Origin of the sequence: Aeromonas molluscorum, from assembly GCF_051376105.1 — a bacterium.
Classification (GTDB): Bacteria; Pseudomonadota; Gammaproteobacteria; order Enterobacterales; family Aeromonadaceae; genus Aeromonas; species Aeromonas molluscorum.
In genome coordinates this window covers 827,779-848,052 of the sequence record NZ_JBPQCY010000002.1, presented here as the reverse complement: position 1 = coordinate 848,052, position 20,274 = coordinate 827,779, and the positions used below count along the sequence as shown (strand labels likewise).

Below are 20,274 nucleotides of genomic sequence, written 5' to 3'. Positions count from 1 at the left end.
TCTTTCCGTGCGGGGAGTTGCCGTCATGAAACTTGCCGGAAAACGCATACTGCTCACCGGGGCCAGCGGCGGTATAGGGGAGGCCCTGGCCCAGGTACTGGCAGAACAGGGGGCCATATTGCTGTTGCATGGCCGTCGCAGCAGTGCGTTGGAACGGCTGCGCAAGGGGCTGCCCAACCCTGACCGCCATCAACTGCTGGTGGCGGATCTGATGACGGCAACGGGCCGCGCCCAGCTGTTGCAACACCCGATTCTGGATGAGCCCATCGATGTGTTGATCAACAACGCCGGTTGCAATGAGTTTGCCTGGCTGGAGGATCAGAGCAGCGAGCAGGTCGAACGCCAGTTGCGCCTTAATCTGGAGGCACCTGTCCAGCTCTGCCGCGCCCTCTTGCCCAGGCTCAATCACCCCGGTCTCATCATGAACGTGGGTTCCTGCTTCGGCGCCATCGGCTACCCGGGCTACAGCGTCTATTGCGCCAGTAAGTTTGCCCTGCGCGGTTTTAGCGAAGCCCTGGGCCGCGAGCTGAAAGACACGGGGGTCAAGGTGATCCATTTTGCGCCACGGGCTACCCGCACGCGACTCAACTCGACCGCTGCCTATGCGATGAATGCTGAACTTGGGACCAAAACCGATACCCCGGAAGTCGTGGCCGAGGCGGCGTTGCAGGCCCTGATGCGGGAGGGGCGCAACTACTGGCTCGGCTGGCCCGAAGCCTTGTTTGTGCGGCTCAACGGCCTGCTGCCCACCCTGGTCGATCGGGCCCTTGCCAAGCAGCATGCCGTCATAGCGCGCCATGCCCGCCAACGACAGCCCCTAAACACAGAGCCAAAAAAGCATCAGGATCAAGGAGAAACACGATGAAAAAAACAGTGATAGCCACGCTTGCCCTGCTCGCCTTGACCCCTGGCCTGTCTCAGGCCGCCCCCCTGGATCTTGGCGGCGTACAGCAGGCCTGGGCCCAGTGCCAGTACCAGCAGAGCGGCGACCAGCAGGAAACCTGCCTCGAACAGTTGAGCGGTGAGGCTGAGCAGGCCAGTGCCGCAGCGCCCTTCAATACGGATCTGCTGATCTGGTCTGCCATAGTGCAGAGCAGCTGGGCGGGCGCCAAGGGGGGGCTGGGCGCTCTTAGCCTGGTCAAGGCGGCCAAAGCCAAGCTGGAGATAGCCATCAAGCAGGATCCCAAGGCGCTCGATGGCTCCGCCTATACCAGTCTGGGCTCCCTCTACTACAAGGTGCCGGGTTGGCCGGTGGGCTTTGGCGATGACAAGAAGGCGGAGCAACTGCTCAAGCAGGCGCTCGCCCTCAATCCCAACGGCATAGATCCCAACTTCTTCTACGGGGACTTCCTGATAGAGCAAGGCCGCAAGGCTGAAGCCAAGCGTTATCTGGAACAAGCCCTCAAAGCACCGGACAGGCCGGGACGCACCCTGGCCGATCAGGGACGACGGACTGAAGTCAAGGGGCTGCTAGCCAAGCTCTGACACCATGCCATCCAAGGGAGGGCGGGACGCAACCCGCCTTCTCTCCTCCCAAGCCAACTCATCCAGACCGGTTAGCTAACCCGTGGAATTCTTTGTTTAAAGTACGCTCGCCAGCAGACATACTGGGAGGCCTTGCTGACCCGGGAGTTCTGTATGCGAGTACTGTTGGTGGAAGACGATCTCATGCTGGGTGACGGCATGCGCGATGCCCTGCGCAGTAGCGGTTACACGGTGGACTGGCTGCAGCTCGGTCTGCCTGCCCTCACAATCCTCAAGTGTGAGGAGTTCGCTACCCTGATACTGGATCTCAACCTGCCTGACATCGATGGCATCAGTCTGCTGCGCCAACTGCGCCGTGCCGGCCACAGCCTGCCGGTATTGATCCTCACTGCCCGCGACGCCCTGGATGACAGAGTGCTCGGCCTGGATGCCGGTGCCGATGACTACCTGGTCAAGCCTTTTGCCCTGCAGGAGCTCAACGCCCGATTGCGCGCGCTGGTTCGGCGCAGCAAGGGCCAGGCCCAGTCGGTATTGGAGTATGGCGATATATTGCTCTATCCGGATTCCCAGCAGGTCACTTACCTGGGGGAAGCGGTGCGACTCACCCCCCATGAATACAAGCTGTTGCAGGAGCTGTTGACCCAGGCGGGTCGAGTGCTCAGCAAGGAGCAGTTGCAACAGAGCCTCTATGGCTGGGATGAGGGCGCCGAGAGCAATGCGGTCGAGGTGCATATTCACCATCTGCGCAAAAAACTCTATACCGACCTCATCCGTAACATCAGGGGCGTCGGTTACATAGTGCCGCCCAAGGAGTCCCTCCCCTGATGCGCACCGCAATCCATCGCACTACCGGGATCTTGCCCTCATGACACCACAGCGTTCCATTCGCAGCTTTCTGCTCACCGGCATACTGACTCTGGTGGGCGGCAGCCTGCTGCTCAGCGCCTTCATTGGTTATCTCGAGTCGAGCCACGAGATGGAGGAGCTGTTTGATGCCCGATTGGCACAATCGGCACGGATCACCAATCAGCTGCTGATCAGCTACATCGATCACACCAAAACCTTGCCCGCCAATGGCACCATCTATGAGGACTGGGAGCAACGCAATCCAGGCACGCACCCCAATGAGAAGGGAATGAATCTCAGTGGCGAGGACAGGGATGTCACCCCCTATGGCCACGAATTCGAACGCAACCTCACCTTCCAGCTGGTCGATAACAACGGCGTCGTACTGCTACGCTCCCCCAGTGCCCCCGTTACCCCTATGGTAAAGCTGACCATCGGCTTTGAGACTCTCAACATCGATCGCCATCAATGGCGCACCTTTACCCTCTATAACGACAAGCAGCATACCTGGCTCATCGTCGCCGAGCGCGACGATGAGCGCGGCGAGCTGGCGAGCAAGATGGCAACTCTCACCATGCTGCCCCTCTTCATCACCCTGCCCTTCCTGCTCGGCCTGCTCTGGTGGTTGGTGACCCGAGGCCTGGCGCCATTGCGCCAACTGGTTAAAGCCGTCAGCGAGCGCCACCCCGCCAATCTGGAGCCCCTCGACCTTGCCCTCCAGGTGAAGGAGATAACCCCGCTCACCAACGAGATCAACCGGCTGATGCACACCCTGGCCGATACCCTGGAGCGGGAAAAACAGTTCACCAATGAGGCCGCTCACGAGCTGCGCACGCCGCTGGCGGTACTGCGCATCCATAGCGAGAACGCCCTGGCGGCACAAAATGAGACGAGTCGGCGCCACTCCCTCGGCAAGATGCTGCTCGCCCTGGATCGCAGCGATCGTCTGCTGCGCCAGCTGCTGACCCAGGCCCGGATCGACAATCAGCAGGATCCGGTGCTGGAGCGCATCGATCTCGGTCAGCTGCTCCAGGGCAGCTTGGCCACACTGGCTCCCTTGGCGCTGCAGAAGGATCAGCTGCTCTCCCTCGATGTCGATGGCCAGGTAGACGTCATGGGGCAGCCCACTCTGCTCGATTTGCTGTTTAGCAATCTCATCGACAATGCTCTGCGCTACACCCAGGCCAAGGGGGAGATAGCCGTGCGGGTCGAGCAGATGGGCAAGCGGGTGCGGGTCGAGATCAGGGATAATGGGCCTGGCATACCGGCCGAGGCCATGGCCCGATTGTGCGAGCGCTTCTTTCGGGTCAACCCCCAGCAGGGAGATGGCGTCGGGCTTGGCATGGCGATAGTGCGCAGCATCGCCGAGCTGCATCGCGCCGAGCTGGATATTCACAACGGCGCCGAGGGTGGCCTGGTGGTCATAGTGATCCTGGACGGGATCCAATAGCCAAATCCCGGCCTATTCATGGATATGACGCCACTCATCAAAGGCAGCAAAGGGGTCCAGCAGGCCTGAAGGGGGCAAAAACAAAGAGGGCCACGCCTGCCGGCATGGCCCTCTTTGCATACACAGAACCCTCACGGTCAAAACCGGCCCTGTGGTGGAAGCCGCTTAAAGACACTCGGGCTGGATGGTGAACGTCCGACCCGCATCCACAGGTCCCAGCTCCGCCAGCAGACGCCGTCCCAACAGTACCGGGTAGACCATGTTCGCGCGCGATCGCAGGGTGAACTCCTCCTTGTAGAGGGTCTCTCCGATGCAGACCGACATATGCACCACAGGCCGCCGTTCGGATCCACCGGCACCGCTCACCGTCACGCGGCGCAGCACGGGCCGCTCTATCTCCTGTTTGACCAGTTTGTCTGTCTCGACATCCTTCATTTCCAGACTGAAGCGCACCCACTCCTTGCCATCACGCTCGAAGCGGGTCAGGTTTCGCGCATCCATGGAAGAGGTGAGCGCACCGGTATCAAGCTTGAGCTTGACCGTCACTCCGCTTGGCATCACCACCCCTTTCTCGACCCAGCCATAGACATGGGAGCTATCGGCCTGGGCCTGCGAAGTGCTCAGCGACAAAGCCAGCAAGGCCCACAGCGCTATGTTCTGATGTTTCATCCTGTCGCTCACCCTCATTGACCTATGCCGGGCACCTGCCCGTCATCGGTCCCAGCTTGAAGCTTGATGATGCCCCCGTCAATGCAGCGCTCAGCATCCTGGGATACATCGGGGAAATAGTGATTATCTGCCGACAGTTTCAGGCATCTTGCGGCGAAAAACAGAGAACAGGATAAAAAGGTGCTAGCAGCGTTAACGAAGAGGAAAATTGCAGGAGAGAACGCAGATTGTGACGCCAAAGGCTACCACAAAAGATCTGCCATTATCAGTCTTGTTCCGCAGGGATTTCTGACTAGACTGTTGTAAACCGGAGGCCTCGAAAACCTGCGGTTTTTTTGTGCCTGCCGTTTATCCAGACAGGGCTCCTGGCCCCTCGACCAGGCTCATTAAGGAAATGTCATGCGTATCGAAGAAGACTTGAAGCTCGGTTTCAAAGATGTACTGTTTCGCCCCAAACGCTCAACCCTCAAGAGCCGTTCCCAAGTCAGCCTGACTCGCCAGTTCATCTTCAAGCACAGCCAGACCCAGTGGCAAGGCGTGCCCGTCATTGCCGCCAACATGGATACCGTCGGCAGCTTCGCCATGGCCAGAACCCTGGCCGGCTTCGAGATGATGACGGCGGTACACAAGCATTACAGCCTTGCCCAGTGGCAAACCTTCATCAACGAGACAGACCCGGGGCTGCTCGGCCACGTGATGGTATCGACCGGCACCTCGGAAGAGGACTTCATCAAGACCCGCCAGATCCTGGCCATGTCACCCGCCCTGCGCTTCATCTGCCTCGACGTGGCCAATGGCTACTCCCAGCACTTCGTCGAGTTCCTGCGCAAGACCCGTGACGCCTGCCCGAACCATGTCATCCTGGCGGGCAACGTGGTCACCGGCGAGATGGTGGAGGAGCTGATCCTCTCCGGCGCCGACATCGTCAAGGTCGGCATAGGCCCGGGCTCGGTCTGCACCACCCGGGTCAAGACCGGCGTCGGCTACCCGCAACTCTCCGCCATCATTGAGTGCGCCGATGCGGCCCACGGCCTGGGCGGCCAGATCGTCGGTGACGGCGGCTGCGCCTGCCCGGGGGACGTGGCCAAGGCGTTTGGCGGCGGCGCCGACTTCGTGATGCTGGGCGGCATGCTAGCGGCCCACGAGGAGTGCGGCGGTGACATCGTCGAGGTCGATGGCGAGCCCTTCATGAAGTTCTATGGCATGAGCTCGGCCAGCGCCATGGACAAGCACGCTGGCGGCGTCGCCGACTATCGCGCCTCCGAAGGCAAAACCGTGCTGCTGCCCTATCGCGGCCCGGTGGAGAACACGGTGCGTGACATCCTGGGTGGCGTGCGATCTACTTGCACCTACGTCGGCGCCAGCCAACTCAAAGAGCTGACCAAACGCACCACCTTTATTCGGGTGCGTGAACAAGAGAACAACGTCTACGGCAAGGAATGAGCTTGCCCCTAGAAAGGCGCTGAACTCAGTACACACCACCCTCATCCGGGGGCGTGAACAAGAGAACAACGTCTACGGCAAGGAATGAGCTTGCCCCGAGAAAGGCGCTGAACTCAGTACACACCACCTTTATCCGGGTACGTGAACAGCAGAACAACGTCTACGGCAAGGAGTAGATTGGTCGCCTCCTTAGCTGGCCCGCACTTTATTTGCGTCTAGATTGCGCCGCTCAAAGGGGCCATCGTCATCCGAGGACGCAAGCAGGAACATAACGGCCAAGACCCGCAATCACCTGATCCCGGTAAACCCTGACGGGTTAGAAGCCAACCCCCCGGTGTGCTACTCTGCGCACCGGTTTTTTATCTGTGGTGCTGACCCATGCCAACTCCCCTGCCCCCCTTCGACTGGGACATCTTCTGCTGCGTCGTGGACAACTTCGGCGACATTGGGGTGACCTGGCGTCTCGCCCGCCAGATCGAGCAGGAGGGCCACGGCTCAACCCACGGTAGTGAAACAAAAGTTCGGCTCTGGGTGGATGACCTGATTAGTTTTGCGCGCATCTGCCCCGGCCTCAATCCCGAACTGGATGGCCAATGGCAGCAGGGCATCTATATCCAGCACTGGCACGATACCCTGCCCGTCGATGTCATCCCGGCCAGGGTCGTGATCGAGGCGTTTGCCTGCGAGCTGCAGCCTGCCTTTATCGGCAAGATGGTGCAGCACCACCCCCCCCCCTGCTGGATCAATCTGGAATACCTCTCGGCGGAAAGCTGGGTCGAGGATTGCCATGGCCTCGCCTCGCCCCAGCGGGTCGGCAACCAGAGCCTCAACAAGTACTTCTTCTTCCCGGGTTTCACGCCCAAGACCGGCGGTTTGCTGTGCGAGCACGGACTTGTCCAGGCTCGGGAACGCTGGCAACAGGATGAGGCCGGCCTTGCCGCCTACTGGGCCAGTCTCGGCCTGCCCCCCCAAGGGGAGGATGAGTTGCGCATCAGCCTGTTTGCCTATGAGAGCGCGGCGCTGGTCAGCCTGGTTGAGGGCTGGCAGGCCAATCCCGCCCCAGTCACCCTCTTGCTGCCTATGGGACGTGCCGTTACGGACGTGCTGCGCGGCTTGGGTTGTGAGGGCCGGGTCGTGCAAGCGGGTGACCTGCTGCAGAGGGGGAACCTCAGTGTCAAACTACTGCCGATGACAGATCAGGCGGGCTACGATCGCCTGTTGTGGAGCTGCGATCTCAATCTGGTACGGGGGGAAGACTCCTTCGTGCGAGCCCAGTGGTCCGGGCGCCCCTTCCTCTGGCACATCTATCCCCAGGAGGAGCAGGCCCACATGGTCAAGCTGGATGGTTTCCTCGATCATTATCTGGAGGGGCTGCCAGAAGAATCTGCCCAATGGCTGAGGGCCTTCAACCACGCTCTCAACCAGGGGGATAACACGAGCGAACTCTGGGCCAAATGGCCGCAATATGACGCCATTTGGCGGCAACATGGGCGAGACTGGTCACAGAAGTTGCTGAGGGATGGGGATCTCCTCACACGATTGGTGAAATTTCTTGAAAGCCGTATATAATCTGGCAGTTTTTTATTCGTCCGTTTCACGAACAGGAATTTTGACATGAAAACCGCACAGGAAATCCGCGCTGGTAACGTAGTCATGATCGGCACCGAGCCGATGGTGGTACAGAAGGCTGAATTCAACAAATCCGGCCGTAACTCCGCCGTGGTCAAGATGAAGCTGAAAGGCCTGCTCAACGGCAGCGCCACCGAGACCGTCTTCAAGGCTGACGACAAGCTGGAAGTGGTTCAACTGGAGCGTAAAGAGTGCACCTACTCCTACTTCTCCGATCCCCTGTATGTCTTCATGGACACAGAGTACAACCAGCACGATGTCGAGAAAGACAACCTGGGTGACGCCCTGAACTACATGGTTGACGGCATGGAAGACATCTGCGAAGTGACTTTCTACAACGAGAAAGCCATCTCCGTAGAACTGCCGACCACCATAGTTCGCGAAGTCGAGTACACCGAGCCGGCCGCCCGTGGCGACACCTCCGGTAAAGTGACCAAGCCGGCCCGCCTGAAGGGCACCACCTACGAGCTGGCCGTTGCCGCCTTCGTAGAGATCGGTGACAAGATCGAGATCGACACCCGCACCGGTGAATTCAAGCGTCGCGTCAACTAATTTGATGGCTTAAGCCAGTGTTGAAAAAGCGAGCCCCAGGCTCGCTTTTTTATTGGCTGACATTCATCAGTCTGGCTCATGGCCTCGATCAGCTGCGCCCCCCAAATCCATCGACTCCCCTTCAGAAATCCCCCAAGCCGCCGCTAACAGTAAGACCCGCACCCAGGGTGAACCAAGAGGGGCCTATGGCCAGAGTATCACTACCGCTGTTGTTGTTGAGCCTGTGCAGCCTGAGCGGTGGGCCTCTCCTTGCCAGCGAGCTGGCACCGCCGCCCCCGGCGGATCACTGGCAGAGCAGCGACTGGCAGGATCTGCCCGGTGCCAGTCAGTTGGAGAAACAGACGGTGCTCTTTGCCAAACATGACAGCAATAGCTACCTGGGTCTGGCCATCTTGCTGCCAGACTGGCAGCACAGCGGTCAGTTGTGGCAACTGACTCGCCAACTGACCCGCGTCGGATTTGATACCCTGCTGCTGCTGCCCTCACCGAGCCAGACCGAGCTCGATCCCGCCGCCGAGAAGAAGCAACAGGGCATAGATGCCTTTCGCGAACAGTTCGCCGAGCGCATCGTGACGCTCGGTGATGCGAAATGGCAGGCGGGGGGCTTCAAACTGCTGCTGGCTCAGGGTACCAGTGCCGCCTGGGTCAGCAACCTCATTGCGAGCGAGAAACTGCCCGCCCCCGATGCCCTGGTGCTGCTCGACGGCTTCTTCCCCAATCCCCAGAGCAACCAGACCCTGGCCAAGCAGATCGCCCTGGGCACCATACCCACGCTGGATCTCTATCAGGAGCAGGGGGGCAACTGGTCACTGCAGGCCGCCCAGATCCGTCGTCAGGAGAGTCGGCGCAGCCACAAGCTCAACTACCGCCCCTATGCCTTGATGGAGCTCGATGAGACCCCTGGGCGCATCCAGGGTTGGCTCACTCACCTCGGCTGGCTCTGACTGCCCTGGAAGGCGCCTCGGCTCTGCCTCCGGGCCCACTCTGCCAAGCGTGATTGGCGGTAGCCCTTGGGCCCTTTTGTTTGGCATCATGGGGCTCCACAGCCGGAGGCCCCATGCAGCAGATAGTCTTTCTCGATAGCGATACCCTGGATGCAAGCGTGCGCCTGCATCGCCCCGATTTCCCCCATCACTGGCTAAGTTACCCGGCCACGGCGCCGGATCAGGTGGTGCCTCGCCTGCGCGAGGCCGACATCGCCATCATCAACAAGGTGCGCATCGGCGCAGCCGAACTGGCGGCATTGCCAGGGCTGCGCTTGATCGCCCTGGCCGCCACCGGCAGCGACAATCTGGATCTCGACGCCTGCCGCGCGGCCAAGGTGGCGGTGTGCAACATCCGCAACTATTCGGGCCCCTCGGTGCCAGAGCATGCCATGGCCCTGATGCTGGCCCTGTCGCGCAATCTGTTCGCCTGGCGCCAATCCCTGCTGGAAGGACGCTGGCAACAGAGCGGTCAGTTCTGCTTCTTCGACCACCCTATCCAGGACTTGCATGGCAAGCGCCTGGGCATCATAGGCAAGGGTACCCTGGGTCAGGCCCTGGGGGAGCGCGCCCTTGGCATCGGCATGGAGGTTCGTTATGCCCAGAGCCAGGTGGACAAGGAGGCGCAAGGAGATCGCCTGCCCCTCGATGAGCTGCTGGCCAGCTCGGACGTGATCAGCCTGCACTGCCCGCTCACCCCCTATACCCGCAACCTGATTGGCGAGCGGGAGCTGGGCCTGATGAAACCGACGGCCCTGCTCATTAACGTGGGACGGGGCGGCCTGGTGGACGAACAGGCCCTGCTGCAGGCCCTCGGCAACGGCCAGATCGGCGGCGCCGGGTTCGATGTGGCGAGCCAGGAGCCACCGCCGCAGGATCACCCTCTGATGCAGGCCCTGCAATATCCCAACTTCATCCTGACCCCGCACGTGGCATGGGCGAGCGATGAGTCGATGCAGCGTCTGGCCGATCAGCTGATCGACAACATCAACGCCTTTGCCGCCGGTCGCCGTCAGCACCGACTGGTCTAGGCCCTCCTTGACGGGCAAGGCCTGACAACACAAAGCCCGGCGCTAGGCCGGGCTTTGTGTTGAGGTGCCATCAATGATGACGGTGCTTTTTGTAGTATTTCTTTTTGTGCTTGTGATGATAGTGACGATCACCGTGATAACGACGATCGTCATAGCGACGACCGCCCCTGTCCCAGTCACCGCCACGGGATTCGTGACCGTCGCCGGTACGGGCACCGATGGCCGATCCCCCCGCACCACCTATGCCTGCACCGATCAACTGGCCCGTGTCACCGCTCACGCTCTTGCCAATGGCGGCGCCGCCCAGGGCCCCCACGGCGCCACCGATGGCCGCTTCATTCTTGTTGCCCCGATTGGCGGTCGCGGCACCACCGGCCGCGCCACCCAGGGCCGCGCCGACCAGGGCGCCGGTGTCACCACCCAACTGTTTGCCAAGCATGGTGCCCGCCACGCCACCAACACCCCCCCCGAGTATGGTATTGACCGTCTCGGAAGCCTGCGCCGGCAGCCAGGCCAACAGCAGGGGCCCCAACAATGCCAAGGAACGCAGTGTCTGTCTGTTCATTCCCATGGGATACTCCTGTCCAGCTGATTAATTTCCCCTGCACTATGATGAGTGTCGGTGACCAGCGCCATATCCCCCACCTCGCCCAAGCGACAAAGCTTGACTGAACCTGAATGGGTCAATGCTTAACTATATGAATTTTATCGAGTAGTTGGCTTACCTACTCGTAACCCTTGTCTGAAGACCCATGCCTGTTACCGTGGCCATCGGTCAACTACTGTCGGTGACGGGGCCACTCGGGCATCTCTTCGGCTCAGGGAAGCCCGTAGTTGGCGGGGGATGGACTAGGAAGGGGATCAAGAGGGCGTTACACTGGCTGCGCGCGAGGCCGGTTTGGCCCCTTGGGCTGCTGCGCCGCCGCGTCACGCATTTTCGCCACGCAAGGAGAGGTTATGAGCAATTCATTTATCGAACTGATGAAGGTACGCCGCACCATCTATGCACTCGGGGACAAGGTTTCCCACAGCCAGGCACAGTTGACTGGCCTCATTCAGGAGGCGATCCGACAGAGCCCCTCCTCGTTCAACTCCCAAAGCTCCCGGGCCGTCATCCTGTTTGGCGATGAGCACCATGCCCTCTGGGATCTGACCAAGGAGACGCTGCGCAAAATCGTGCCCGCCGACGCCTTCCCCCAGACCGAGAACAAGATCAACGGCAGCTTCCGGGCCGGATTTGGCACTGTGCTCTTCTTCGAGGACACGGCCGTGATAAAAGATCTGCAGCAAAAATTTGCCCTCTATGCCGACAACTTCCCCATCTGGTCGGAACATGCGACCGGCATCGCCCAGTTTGCGGTCTGGAGTGCCCTGGCCCAGGAAGGGATCGGTGCCTCGCTGCAACACTACAACCCGCTCATTGACGATCAGGTTCACCAGCGTTGGGAACTGCCCGCCAGCTGGTTGTTACGTGCCCAGATGCCCTTTGGCAGCATAGAGCAGCCCGCCGGTGACAAAACGTTCATGGATGATGCAGAGCGCTTCCGCGTCTTTGGATAACAGTGTCCGCCCCCTCTTAAGTGAGGGGGCCTGCTTGCCCGCATCTGCTGTCGCTTTACAGGCACTGCCCCGGCTACTTGCCCGCAAGCCCAGCAGCCTGTGCTCTCAACCACGCCGCCCTCTTCAACGCTCAGCACTCCGTCACCCTAGGTTTGCACGCGGATCTGCAACCCATCCCCGTCCTTGATCACAGTCACCTGTCGCCAGTCACGGATCCTGGTCACCACAGCGGGATCGAGCGTGCGATCGCCCCCCACTTGCACGACCCGACAACCGGCTCTGAGTGCGCTCTGCACCCCAGCCAGGGCATCTTCGAAGACCAGGCAGTCGGCAGGGGCCAGCCCCAGGCGCTCGGCCCCCAGCAGATAGGGCTCGGGATCCGGCTTGCCCCGGGTGACGTCGGTGGCACCAACCAGTTGCAAGGGCAGGGGCAAACCGGCGGATGCCAGACGATGCAGAGCCACCCGGCGGCTGGCCGAGGTCACCAGCGCCCAGTGCGTCATGGGTAGCCCCTGCAAGACGGAACGACAGCCCGCAAGCGGTTCGGCGGCCCCTGTATGCAGGATCTCCATCTCATCAAGCAGGGCTATTTCGCGGGCCAGATCCAGGTCGGGCGCCAAAGCCTGGATCACCTCGAAGGATCGCACCCCATGACAGATCGCCAGGATAGGCTCGGGGGCGAGTCGGTGGCGCCGGCACCAGAGCCGCCACACCGTCTCCACTTCGGTGGTGGAGTGCACCAGAGTGCCATCCATATCGAGCAGCAGCGCCGCCGCATTCAGGGTGAGTCGCGTCATGACTGGCGTTCCATTGTGCTGACGCCCTGGGTACCGGGCAGCACCGATATCTCGTTTTCATAACAGGCCAGTGCCTGCCGACTGTTGCCCGCCAGGATCTGCCGGGGGGCCAGCACAAATCCCTGCTGCAACAGGCTGACCAGCAGCTCTCCCGTCTCCGGGGCCGCGAGGGGCTGGGCGATCACAGTCCCTTCCTTGTGTAACAGCAGATAAGCTTCGGTGCTCATGGTCTATCTCCTCAGGGGTAGCTTGGTGGACGACAGGGCCGTTTCGACACCATTAGAACAAGGGCGATAGATAATTTATAATCAATAAAACTCAACATTCGATAACCAAGCGGAATGAAATTCGATCTCAAACAGCTCCAGGCCTTCGTGACCCTGGCCCAGAGTGCCAATTACCGGGAGGCGGCGGCACGCCTCTTCATCACTCAACCGGCCCTGACCAAGCAGATCCAGGGACTGGAGCTCATGCTGGGAGCCAGTCTGTTCAACCGCGGTCGCCACGGGGCGGCGTTAACCGCCATCGGTAGCCAGCTGCTCGTCCAGGCCTGCGCCCTGGTCGAGCATGGACAGGGATTCGAGCGCCACGCCCTGGCATTGGCAAGCGGCATCGCCGGGCGCCTCAATATTGGCTTCGGCCTGTCAAGCTTCGAGCTGGCGCCCACTCTGGTCGCCCGCTTTCGCCAGCACGCTCCCGAGGTACTTGTCCATTTGCGCGACATGCCCTCGGCCATCCAGCATGAGCAACTGCTGTCAGGGCAGTTGCAACTTGGCTTCATGCGTCGTCCTCAGTCGGAGCAGCTTCACGAGATCCCGCTGCTGACCGACCAACTGGTGCTGGCGGTGTCCAGCCAGACAATCCGGGGTGAAGCAACCGAGTGGGATATGGAGCAGGCACTGACTCGGCAACCCTTGTTGCAGATGGTGGGGCATCGCTGTCCCGGTTTGAGCCAGCAGATTGCCAGCTTCCTCGGTGCCAATCGGCTGACAGGGACTATTCAAGAGGCGGAAGATATCCAGACATTGGTGGCGCTGGTCGCCGCAGGCATAGGCAATGCGATATTGCCGAAGAGCGTCAGCTTCATCGCTGGCCCCAACGTGACGCTCTATCCCCTCTCGGGTCCCCACTCCGCATGGGAGATAAGCCTGGTGTGGAACCCGGGCTTCCATGACCCCATTCGGGATAACTTCTTGGCGATGATGAAAACCATGGCGCCAGAGGGCCCAGGATCAATGACGAGCCCCGGGATCGCCTGAGTTGCGGCCCGGCCAAGCCTGGGTGTATCGTCTGCGATACTGACACTGCCAAGAGACTTGATATGACACTGAGATGGCACCACACCCAGCTCCTGCTCCCCTTGCTGGCCCTGGCGGGCTGCGCCCAGCAGGACTCGGCACCGACCCCGGTCAAGATAGGCATGGCCAATCCGGCCTCGGTCTATTGCACCGAGCAAGATGGCAAGCTGGTACTTGAGCAGGAAGCTGGCGGCACCGTGGGCTACTGTCACCTGCCGGATGGCACCGTCATGGAAGAGTGGACCCTCTACCGTTCGGCCCAGCAATCCCAATAGGGAGTGACTGTCATGCCCACCAATAAACGCACAAGGCCGATCCAGAAGATCGGCCTTGTGTTATGGCAGGGGTACAATGCAGACGCTAACGCGGCGCATCCGCCGTCAGTTGCTCGACCTTGATGATATCGGCGATGCGGCTCAGTATCCGCAGGGATGCATGGTGTTCGTTGGAGTCCGCAGCCGCGCAGGCATCCTCCAAAATGGTGATGCGGTAATCCCTGTCATGGCCATCCCGCGCCGCGGCCTGGATGGCCCAACTGCTGCTGAGCCCGCACAGAAAGAGGTGCTCGATGCGGTTGGCCCGCAGTGCAGGCTCAAGCAGGGTGCCATAGAAGGGACTGACTCTGGGCTTCTCGATCACCAGATCCGTCGGTTGCACATCCAGCTCCGGGTGAAACTCACAACCTTCCCCATCGAGGCACAGAGCACCAAACTCCTGCGCACGACCAAACATGGGCGAGCCCTTGGGTTGGACATGATAGTTGGCCTCAAAGCCTACCTTGACTTGGATCACCAACCAGCCATGAGCCCGGGCATGAGCCAGCGCCCGATTGGCATGGGTGATGGCATCCTGCTCCTGCACGTGGCGGGCAGAGGCAGCTATCTTGCCATCCGGGTGGGCGAGATCCTTGATGAAATCGATGACCAGCAGTGCCTTGTCTGTCATGGTTGCGTCTCCAAATGTGAACGAGTGGCCTACACCAGCCCCAGTGCGTAGCGTAGCGCCATCTCCTTGAGCGGGCCCGCCTTGTCGGCCAGATTCAGAGCCAGGTTGCGGGCCAGGCGCAGCGGCCCTATCTCATTGCTAAATGCCGCGTAGAAGAGATCCATGCCCGACTGCATCAACATATTGTCCGGGCGCCTGCGCCACTCATAGCGTCGGGCCAGGTCGGCATCCTGCCAATCGTCTCCCGCCGCCCCTAACAAGTCACTCCAGCAGGCCACATCCTTGAAGCCGAGGTTGACTCCCTGACCCGCCAGCGGGTTGATGGTGTGGGCGGCATCGCCCAGTAGTACCACACGGCCAGCGTGGTAATCATTGGCATGGCGACGAACCAGCGGGAAGCTCCCCTTGCCGGTCACCCTGAAACCGCCGAGGCGGGTCGGGAACGCTTGGCGCACCTCGGCGGCCAGGGTGTCGTTATCCATGGCCGACAGGGCGCGAATACGGGCCGGGCTGTCGTACCAGACCAGAGAGCCATGCTGGCCCGGCAGCGGCAGGAAGGCGCGCGGCCCGCTCGGGGTGAACTGCTGCCAGGTGATGTCTTCCTGGGCAAAATCGGTGTCGATATTGATCAGCATGCAGTGCTGGCGATACTCGAAGCGCGATACCCCTATACCGGCGAGACGACGGGTGAGCGACTCGGCACCGTCGCAGGCCAGCACCCAGCTGGCCTGCAACTCGGTGCCATCATCGAGCAGCAAGGTAGCATGCTCGCTCCCCTGGCGCAGGCTCTGCACCGCCGCCGGAGTATGAGTCTGGATGTTCGCAAAATCCTCGATACGGCGCAGCAGGGCAAGCTGGATAAGGCGGTTCTCTATGATGTAACCGAGCTGAGGCAGGCCAAGCTCTTCGGCCGAGAACCGGGTCGCGCAACCCGCTTGCTCCCAGGTCTCCAAGCGGCGATAGGGACACAGCCGCATCTGTTGCAGGTGCTGCCAGGCACCCGCCAGATCCAGCAGGGCGACCGAGGCCTGGCTGATGGCGGAGACTCGCAAGTCCAATGGCTGCTCTGGGCTGAACGGCGCGGGCAAGCGCGTCTCGATGAGTCGCACCGAGCGCCCCTGACTCGCCAGCAGACAGGCGATGGCGGCGCCCACCATGCCGGCGCCGACGATGATCACATCGGCGTCATTGGGCCGTTGGCTGGGGACATCTAACTTTGCAAACATGGGTGCTTCCTGAAAACGGGCGCCCAGAGGCGCGGCGCCGACCGACAAGGGGTGGGCTCTGTGACAAAGGCTTGGCAACCGGCCAAACGTCGCGAGGGCCATGATACCCCAAGATGAGACGGCAAGCAGTGACCTGGCTCGCCAACGCCTGCCATGGGCTGGTTCCATGATGGGTCTGTACAATAGCGCCAGGCCCGGCGCCAGCTGGATATTAACTAGTCAGCGTCCCTATTGCGGAGTAAAATGCTCGGTCCTCGGTCGTTTGACCCTGTCGATTACAAAAACTGTCAAGAGTAGCAATGAGCAAGAAACTTCACATCAAGACCTGGGGCTGCCAGATGAACGAGTATGACTCGTCCAAGATGGCTGACCTGTTGGACGCCAGCAATGGTTATCAGCTGACCGAGGAGCCCGAAGAGGCCGACGTCTTGCTGCTCAACACCTGTTCTATTCGTGAAAAAGCCCAAGAGAAGGTGTTTCACCAACTCGGCCGCTGGAAGAAGCTCAAGGTCAAGAAACCGGGACTGGTGATTGGCGTGGGCGGCTGTGTCGCCTCTCAGGAAGGGGAAGCCTTGCGTCAGCGCGCCCCCTATGTCGATATCGTCTTCGGCCCCCAGACCCTGCATCGCCTGCCCGCCATGATCAAGCAGGTTCAGGAGGGGCGTGGTGCCCAGGTGGACATCGCCTTCCCCGAGATTGAAAAGTTCGACAACCTGCCCGAGCCTCGCGCCGAAGGGGCCAGTGCCTTCGTCTCCATCATGGAAGGCTGTTCCAAATACTGCTCCTTCTGCGTGGTGCCCTACACCCGCGGTGAAGAAGTGAGTCGGCCGCTGGACGATGTACTCTATGAGATTGCCCAGCTCGCCCAACAGGGCGTGCGCGAAGTAAATCTGCTCGGCCAGAACGTCAATGCCTACCGCGGCCCGACCTTCGATGACAGTCACTGCACCTTCGCCGAGCTGCTGCGACTGGTGGCCGCCATCGACGGCATCGACCGGATCCGCTACACCACCAGCCACCCGATCGAGTTCACCGACGACATCATCGAGGTCTACAAGGACACCCCGGAAGTGGTCAGCTTCCTGCATCTGCCGGTGCAAAGTGGCTCGGATCGCATCCTGACCATGATGAAGCGCCCGCACACTGTGCTGGAGTACAAGTCCAAGATCCGCCGCCTGCGCGCCGTCCGTCCCGACATCACCATGAGCTCCGACTTCATCGTCGGCTTCCCGAACGAGACGGACGAAGATTTCGAGGCCACCATGAAGCTTATCGAGGAGGTCAACTTCGACATGAGCTTCAGCTTCATCTACAGCCCGCGTCCCGGTACCCCGGCTGCCGACCTGCCGGATGATGTCGACATGGAAGTGAAAAAGGCTCGCCTCACCCGGCTGCAGAACCAGATCAATCACCAGTCCATGCTGATCGGTCGTGCCATGCTGGGCTCGGTGCAGCGCATCCTGGTGGAGGGTCCCTCCAAGATGGACCTCATGCAGCTCAGTGGCCGCACCGAGAACAACCGGGTGGTCAACTTCGAAGGTCCACACCGCCTTATCGGCGGTTTCGCCGACGTGGAGATCACCGACGTGCGCCCCTACTCCCTGCGCGGTCGCTTCATCCGTGGCGAGGACGAGATGAATCTGCGCATCGCCACCGCGCCGAGCGAAATACTGGCCCGTCGACCCGACAACCTGCCCAATGAGCTGGGCGTTGCCGGTTTCACCCCCCACTGATTTCCTGCCCCATCCGTCTGCGGATGGGGAAATAGCTGAGACGAGGACACATTGAGCCGACACATCTCGACCCTGAATCTGCACCTGGAGCCCGCTGACAATCAGCGCCTCGCCAGCCTGTGCGGCCCCTTCGACGATAACCTCAAACAGCTCGAGCGCCGCCTTGGCCTCGAGATAAGTTATCGCGACAACCATTTCCAGTTGCTTGGCAAACAAGCTCAGGTGGATGCCGCAGCCGTCATTCTCAAGCACCTCTATGTGGAAACCCAGCCGCTCAAGGGCGGCAAGGTGACCGACATCACCCCCGAGATGATGCATCTGGCGGTACAGGAGTCCCGGGTGCTGGAACAAGAGGATGACGACTCCTCGAGCCCATCCTATGGCAAGGAGGTGACGGTCAAGACCAAACGCGGCCTCATCAAGCCACGCAGTCCGAACCAGGCGCAGTACATCAGCAACATAGTGCGCCACGACATCAGCTTCGGCATAGGCCCGGCCGGGACAGGCAAGACCTATCTGGCGGTCGCCGCCGCCGTGGATGCCCTGGAGCGTCAGGAGATCCGCCGCATCCTGCTGACCCGCCCGGCAGTGGAAGCGGGCGAGAAGCTTGGCTTCCTGCCCGGGGATCTCTCCCAGAAGGTTGATCCTTACTTGCGCCCGCTCTATGACGCCCTGTTCGAGATGCTGGGCTTTGAGCGCGTCGAGAAGCTGATGGAGCGCAATATCATCGAGGTGGCGCCGCTCGCCTATATGCGCGGCAGAACCTTGAACGACGCCTTTATCATCCTGGACGAGGCCCAGAACACCACCACTGAGCAGATGAAGATGTTCCTGACCCGCATCGGCTTCAACTCCAAGGCGGTGGTCACCGGCGACATTACTCAGGTGGACTTGCCACGCAGCACCAAATCCGGTCTGCGCCACGCGCTGGAAGTGCTGCAAGGGGTCGACGGTCTGTCGTTCAACTTCTTTGAATCCAAAGACGTGGTGCGCCACCCCGTGGTAGCCCGTATCGTGCAGGCCTATGAGGCATTCGACGCCGCGCAGGCCGAGTCCGCCTCTGCCAAACCCAATAGAGCCAACATCCGAGAAGAGAGTGCCCAATGAGCCTGACACTGGATCTGCAACTTGCCTCTGAGCAAGAGACGGGTTTGCCGAGTGCGGCCCAGCTGCAAGGCTGGCTAGAGGGCACCATCCTCGGCTTCCAGCCAGAAGCGGAAGTCACTGTTCGCATCGTCGATGAGGCCGAGAGCCAGCAGCTCAACCACACCTATCGCGGCATGGAGAAGCCCACCAATGTGCTCTCCTTCCCGTTTGAAGCTCCACCAGGCATGGAACTGCCCCTGCTCGGCGATCTCGTCATCTGCCGCCAGGTGGTGGAACGCGAGGCCGCAGAACAGGGTAAAACCCTCGACGCCCACTGGGCCCATATGGTTGTGCATGGCAGTCTGCATCTGCTAGGTTATGACCATATCGATGATGAAGAGGCCGAGGAGATGGAGGGGCTTGAACGCGAGATCATGGCCGAGCTCGGTTTCCCTGATCCTTACCACGACGATATACTCGGTGACGAGCATAACGGCGACTGACGTCAACCCGGTTGACGACGCAGGCCTTCGGGCCTGCCCTATTCGGGTCGCTGACCCTTTTAATGAGTAATCAAGAGACATCATGACCGACGATCACCCTAGTACCGGCTCGCCGAAGAAAACCTGGCTCGATAAACTCAGCCAACTCTTCCAGGGCGAGCCAAGAGACCGCAATGATTTGGTAGATGTGATTGCCGACGCCGAGGAGCGCGATCTCATCGACCAGGACACCAAGGACATGATTGAAGGTGTGCTAGAGATCGCCGAACTGCGAGTTCGCGATATCATGATCCCCCGCTCCCAGATGGTGACCATTGATAAATCCCAGTCCGTGGATGAACTGCTACCGGTCATCATAGAATCTGGTCACTCCCGTTTTCCGGTGATCAACGAAGACAAGGATCATGTGGAGGGCATCTTGCTCGCCAAGGATCTGCTGCCATTCGGTTTTGGCTCTCATCACGCCAGCGAGCCCCTGCAGCTCGAAAGCATTCTGCGCCCGACCGTGATAGTGCCCGAGAGCAAACGGGTTGACCGTCTGCTCAAAGAGTTCCGCGAGGAGCGCTATCACATGGCCATCGTCGTGGACGAGTTTGGCGGTGTCTCGGGTCTGGTGACCATAGAAGACATTCTCGAGCTCATCGTCGGCGAGATCGATGACGAATTCGACGATGACGACAACGAACCCGATGAGATCCGCCGCATCAGCAAACGGGTCTTCGCGGTCAGCGCCCTCACCGAGATAGAAGACTTCAACGACTATTTCGGCACCCAGTTCAGCGATGAAGAGGTGGATACTGTGGGCGGTCTGGTGATGCATGCGTTCAGTCACCTGCCCAAGAAGGGGGAAGAGATAGAGCTCGATGGCTATCTGTTCAAGGTAATGCATGCCGACCGTCGTCGTCTGCAGCAGTTGCAGGTCAGGATCCCCGAGCATCATATAGCGGCACAATCCGAGACTCAGTAACCCGGCCAGCTCTGCGCTGGTTGACTGCCAAACACGCCCCGCACTGCGGGGCGTTTTCGTGGATGATCCAG

The 20,274-nt window shown here is 60.7% G+C and carries 22 protein-coding genes; 16 read left to right on the top strand and 6 right to left on the bottom strand.

Going from position 1 to position 20,274, the window contains the following annotated elements; translation table 11 throughout:
* Positions 1 to 25: 25 nt before the first annotated feature.
* From ACSMDR_RS14530 to ACSMDR_RS14515, 4 genes are all read left to right on the top strand, one after another.
* A complete protein-coding gene (locus tag ACSMDR_RS14530; protein ID WP_436468711.1) occupies positions 26 to 865 on the top strand; it encodes an SDR family oxidoreductase in 840 nt (279 codons plus the stop codon).
* Positions 862 to 1,485: a tetratricopeptide repeat protein gene (locus ACSMDR_RS14525; protein WP_436468710.1), complete on the top strand. Its 624-nt coding sequence runs from the start codon at positions 862 to 864 to the stop codon at positions 1,483 to 1,485. Before ACSMDR_RS14530 ends, ACSMDR_RS14525 begins: the two co-directional genes overlap by 4 nt.
* 153 nt (positions 1,486 to 1,638) lie before the next feature.
* Positions 1,639 to 2,310: a response regulator gene (locus ACSMDR_RS14520; protein WP_005897319.1), complete on the top strand. Its 672-nt coding sequence runs from the start codon at positions 1,639 to 1,641 to the stop codon at positions 2,308 to 2,310.
* 40 nt (positions 2,311 to 2,350) lie between these two features.
* Entirely contained in the window at positions 2,351 to 3,781 is a 1,431-nt protein-coding gene (locus ACSMDR_RS14515) for an ATP-binding protein (RefSeq protein WP_436468709.1), read from the top strand.
* A gap of 165 nt (positions 3,782 to 3,946) precedes the next feature.
* On the opposite strand, the gene rloA3 is transcribed toward ACSMDR_RS14515, so the two are convergent.
* Positions 3,947 to 4,450, bottom strand: a complete 504-nt coding sequence (gene rloA3 / locus ACSMDR_RS14510) for a retropepsin-like aspartic peptidase RloA3 (RefSeq protein WP_436468708.1) — start codon at positions 4,448 to 4,450, stop codon at positions 3,947 to 3,949.
* Between the two features lie 399 nt (positions 4,451 to 4,849).
* Here rloA3 and ACSMDR_RS14505 point away from each other — a divergent pair, with 399 nt between their 5' ends.
* The 5 genes from ACSMDR_RS14505 (at position 4,850) to ACSMDR_RS14485 (ending at position 10,088) form a co-directional block, all read left to right on the top strand.
* Positions 4,850 to 5,893 (top strand): GMP reductase, encoded by a 1,044-nt coding sequence (locus ACSMDR_RS14505; protein ID WP_436468707.1) that lies wholly within the window; start codon positions 4,850 to 4,852, stop codon positions 5,891 to 5,893.
* Positions 5,894 to 6,271: 378 nt separating this feature from the next.
* Positions 6,272 to 7,462 (top strand): elongation factor P maturation arginine rhamnosyltransferase EarP, encoded by a 1,191-nt coding sequence (gene earP, locus ACSMDR_RS14500; protein ID WP_436468706.1) that lies wholly within the window; start codon positions 6,272 to 6,274, stop codon positions 7,460 to 7,462.
* A 45-nt stretch (positions 7,463 to 7,507) separates the two neighbouring features.
* Positions 7,508 to 8,074, top strand: coding sequence for an elongation factor P (gene efp, locus ACSMDR_RS14495; protein ID WP_005905823.1), 567 nt, complete (start codon positions 7,508 to 7,510; stop codon positions 8,072 to 8,074).
* Positions 8,075 to 8,259: 185 nt separating this feature from the next.
* Positions 8,260 to 9,018, top strand: coding sequence for a DUF3530 family protein (locus tag ACSMDR_RS14490; protein ID WP_436468705.1), 759 nt, complete (start codon positions 8,260 to 8,262; stop codon positions 9,016 to 9,018).
* 113 nt (positions 9,019 to 9,131) lie between these two features.
* Complete coding sequence (locus ACSMDR_RS14485; protein WP_436468704.1) at positions 9,132 to 10,088, top strand: D-2-hydroxyacid dehydrogenase; 957 nt, start codon at positions 9,132 to 9,134, stop codon at positions 10,086 to 10,088.
* Positions 10,089 to 10,158: 70 nt separating this feature from the next.
* On the opposite strand, the gene ACSMDR_RS14480 is transcribed toward ACSMDR_RS14485, so the two are convergent.
* Positions 10,159 to 10,659, bottom strand: coding sequence for a YMGG-like glycine zipper-containing protein (locus ACSMDR_RS14480; RefSeq protein WP_436468703.1), 501 nt, complete (start codon positions 10,657 to 10,659; stop codon positions 10,159 to 10,161).
* Between the two features lie 386 nt (positions 10,660 to 11,045).
* On the opposite strand from ACSMDR_RS14480, the gene ACSMDR_RS14475 reads away from it, so the two are divergent.
* Positions 11,046 to 11,648, top strand: coding sequence for a nitroreductase family protein (locus tag ACSMDR_RS14475; protein WP_436468702.1), 603 nt, complete (start codon positions 11,046 to 11,048; stop codon positions 11,646 to 11,648).
* Positions 11,649 to 11,794: 146 nt separating this feature from the next.
* Here ACSMDR_RS14475 and ACSMDR_RS14470 read toward each other — a convergent pair whose 3' ends face one another.
* A complete protein-coding gene (locus tag ACSMDR_RS14470; protein ID WP_005905817.1) occupies positions 11,795 to 12,445 on the bottom strand; it encodes an HAD-IA family hydrolase in 651 nt (216 codons plus the stop codon).
* Positions 12,442 to 12,672 carry a hypothetical protein gene (locus ACSMDR_RS14465; protein ID WP_436468701.1) on the bottom strand — a complete coding sequence of 77 codons (231 nt, stop codon included), beginning with the start codon at positions 12,670 to 12,672 and terminating at the stop codon, positions 12,442 to 12,444. The genes ACSMDR_RS14470 and ACSMDR_RS14465 overlap by 4 nt, the downstream gene beginning before the upstream one ends.
* A gap of 114 nt (positions 12,673 to 12,786) precedes the next feature.
* Here ACSMDR_RS14465 and ACSMDR_RS14460 point away from each other — a divergent pair, with 114 nt between their 5' ends.
* Complete coding sequence (locus ACSMDR_RS14460; RefSeq protein WP_436468700.1) at positions 12,787 to 13,704, top strand: LysR family transcriptional regulator; 918 nt, start codon at positions 12,787 to 12,789, stop codon at positions 13,702 to 13,704.
* Positions 13,705 to 13,766: 62 nt separating this feature from the next.
* Entirely contained in the window at positions 13,767 to 14,018 is a 252-nt protein-coding gene (locus ACSMDR_RS14455) for a putative hemolysin (protein WP_436468699.1), read from the top strand.
* 85 nt (positions 14,019 to 14,103) lie between these two features.
* On the opposite strand, the gene ACSMDR_RS14450 is transcribed toward ACSMDR_RS14455, so the two are convergent.
* Together ACSMDR_RS14450 and ACSMDR_RS14445 are read right to left on the bottom strand one after the other, a co-directional pair.
* Positions 14,104 to 14,688 carry a cysteine hydrolase family protein gene (locus ACSMDR_RS14450; RefSeq protein ID WP_436468698.1) on the bottom strand — a complete coding sequence of 195 codons (585 nt, stop codon included), beginning with the start codon at positions 14,686 to 14,688 and terminating at the stop codon, positions 14,104 to 14,106.
* Positions 14,689 to 14,717: 29 nt separating this feature from the next.
* Positions 14,718 to 15,914 (bottom strand): FAD-dependent monooxygenase, encoded by a 1,197-nt coding sequence (locus ACSMDR_RS14445; RefSeq protein ID WP_436468697.1) that lies wholly within the window; start codon positions 15,912 to 15,914, stop codon positions 14,718 to 14,720.
* Between the two features lie 299 nt (positions 15,915 to 16,213).
* Here ACSMDR_RS14445 and miaB point away from each other — a divergent pair, with 299 nt between their 5' ends.
* The 4 genes from miaB to corC all read left to right on the top strand — a co-directional run bounded on the left by miaB (position 16,214) and on the right by corC (position 20,203).
* Positions 16,214 to 17,647, top strand: a complete 1,434-nt coding sequence (gene miaB / locus ACSMDR_RS14440; RefSeq protein WP_436468696.1) for a tRNA (N6-isopentenyl adenosine(37)-C2)-methylthiotransferase MiaB — start codon at positions 16,214 to 16,216, stop codon at positions 17,645 to 17,647.
* Between the two features lie 51 nt (positions 17,648 to 17,698).
* Positions 17,699 to 18,754: a PhoH family protein gene (locus tag ACSMDR_RS14435; protein WP_436468695.1), complete on the top strand. Its 1,056-nt coding sequence runs from the start codon at positions 17,699 to 17,701 to the stop codon at positions 18,752 to 18,754.
* Entirely contained in the window at positions 18,751 to 19,236 is a 486-nt protein-coding gene (gene ybeY, locus ACSMDR_RS14430; RefSeq protein ID WP_005894612.1) for an rRNA maturation RNase YbeY, read from the top strand. The genes ACSMDR_RS14435 and ybeY overlap by 4 nt, the downstream gene beginning before the upstream one ends.
* A gap of 82 nt (positions 19,237 to 19,318) precedes the next feature.
* Positions 19,319 to 20,203: a CNNM family magnesium/cobalt transport protein CorC gene (corC, locus tag ACSMDR_RS14425; protein WP_005894615.1), complete on the top strand. Its 885-nt coding sequence runs from the start codon at positions 19,319 to 19,321 to the stop codon at positions 20,201 to 20,203.
* The last annotated feature ends 71 nt before the right edge of the window (positions 20,204 to 20,274 follow it).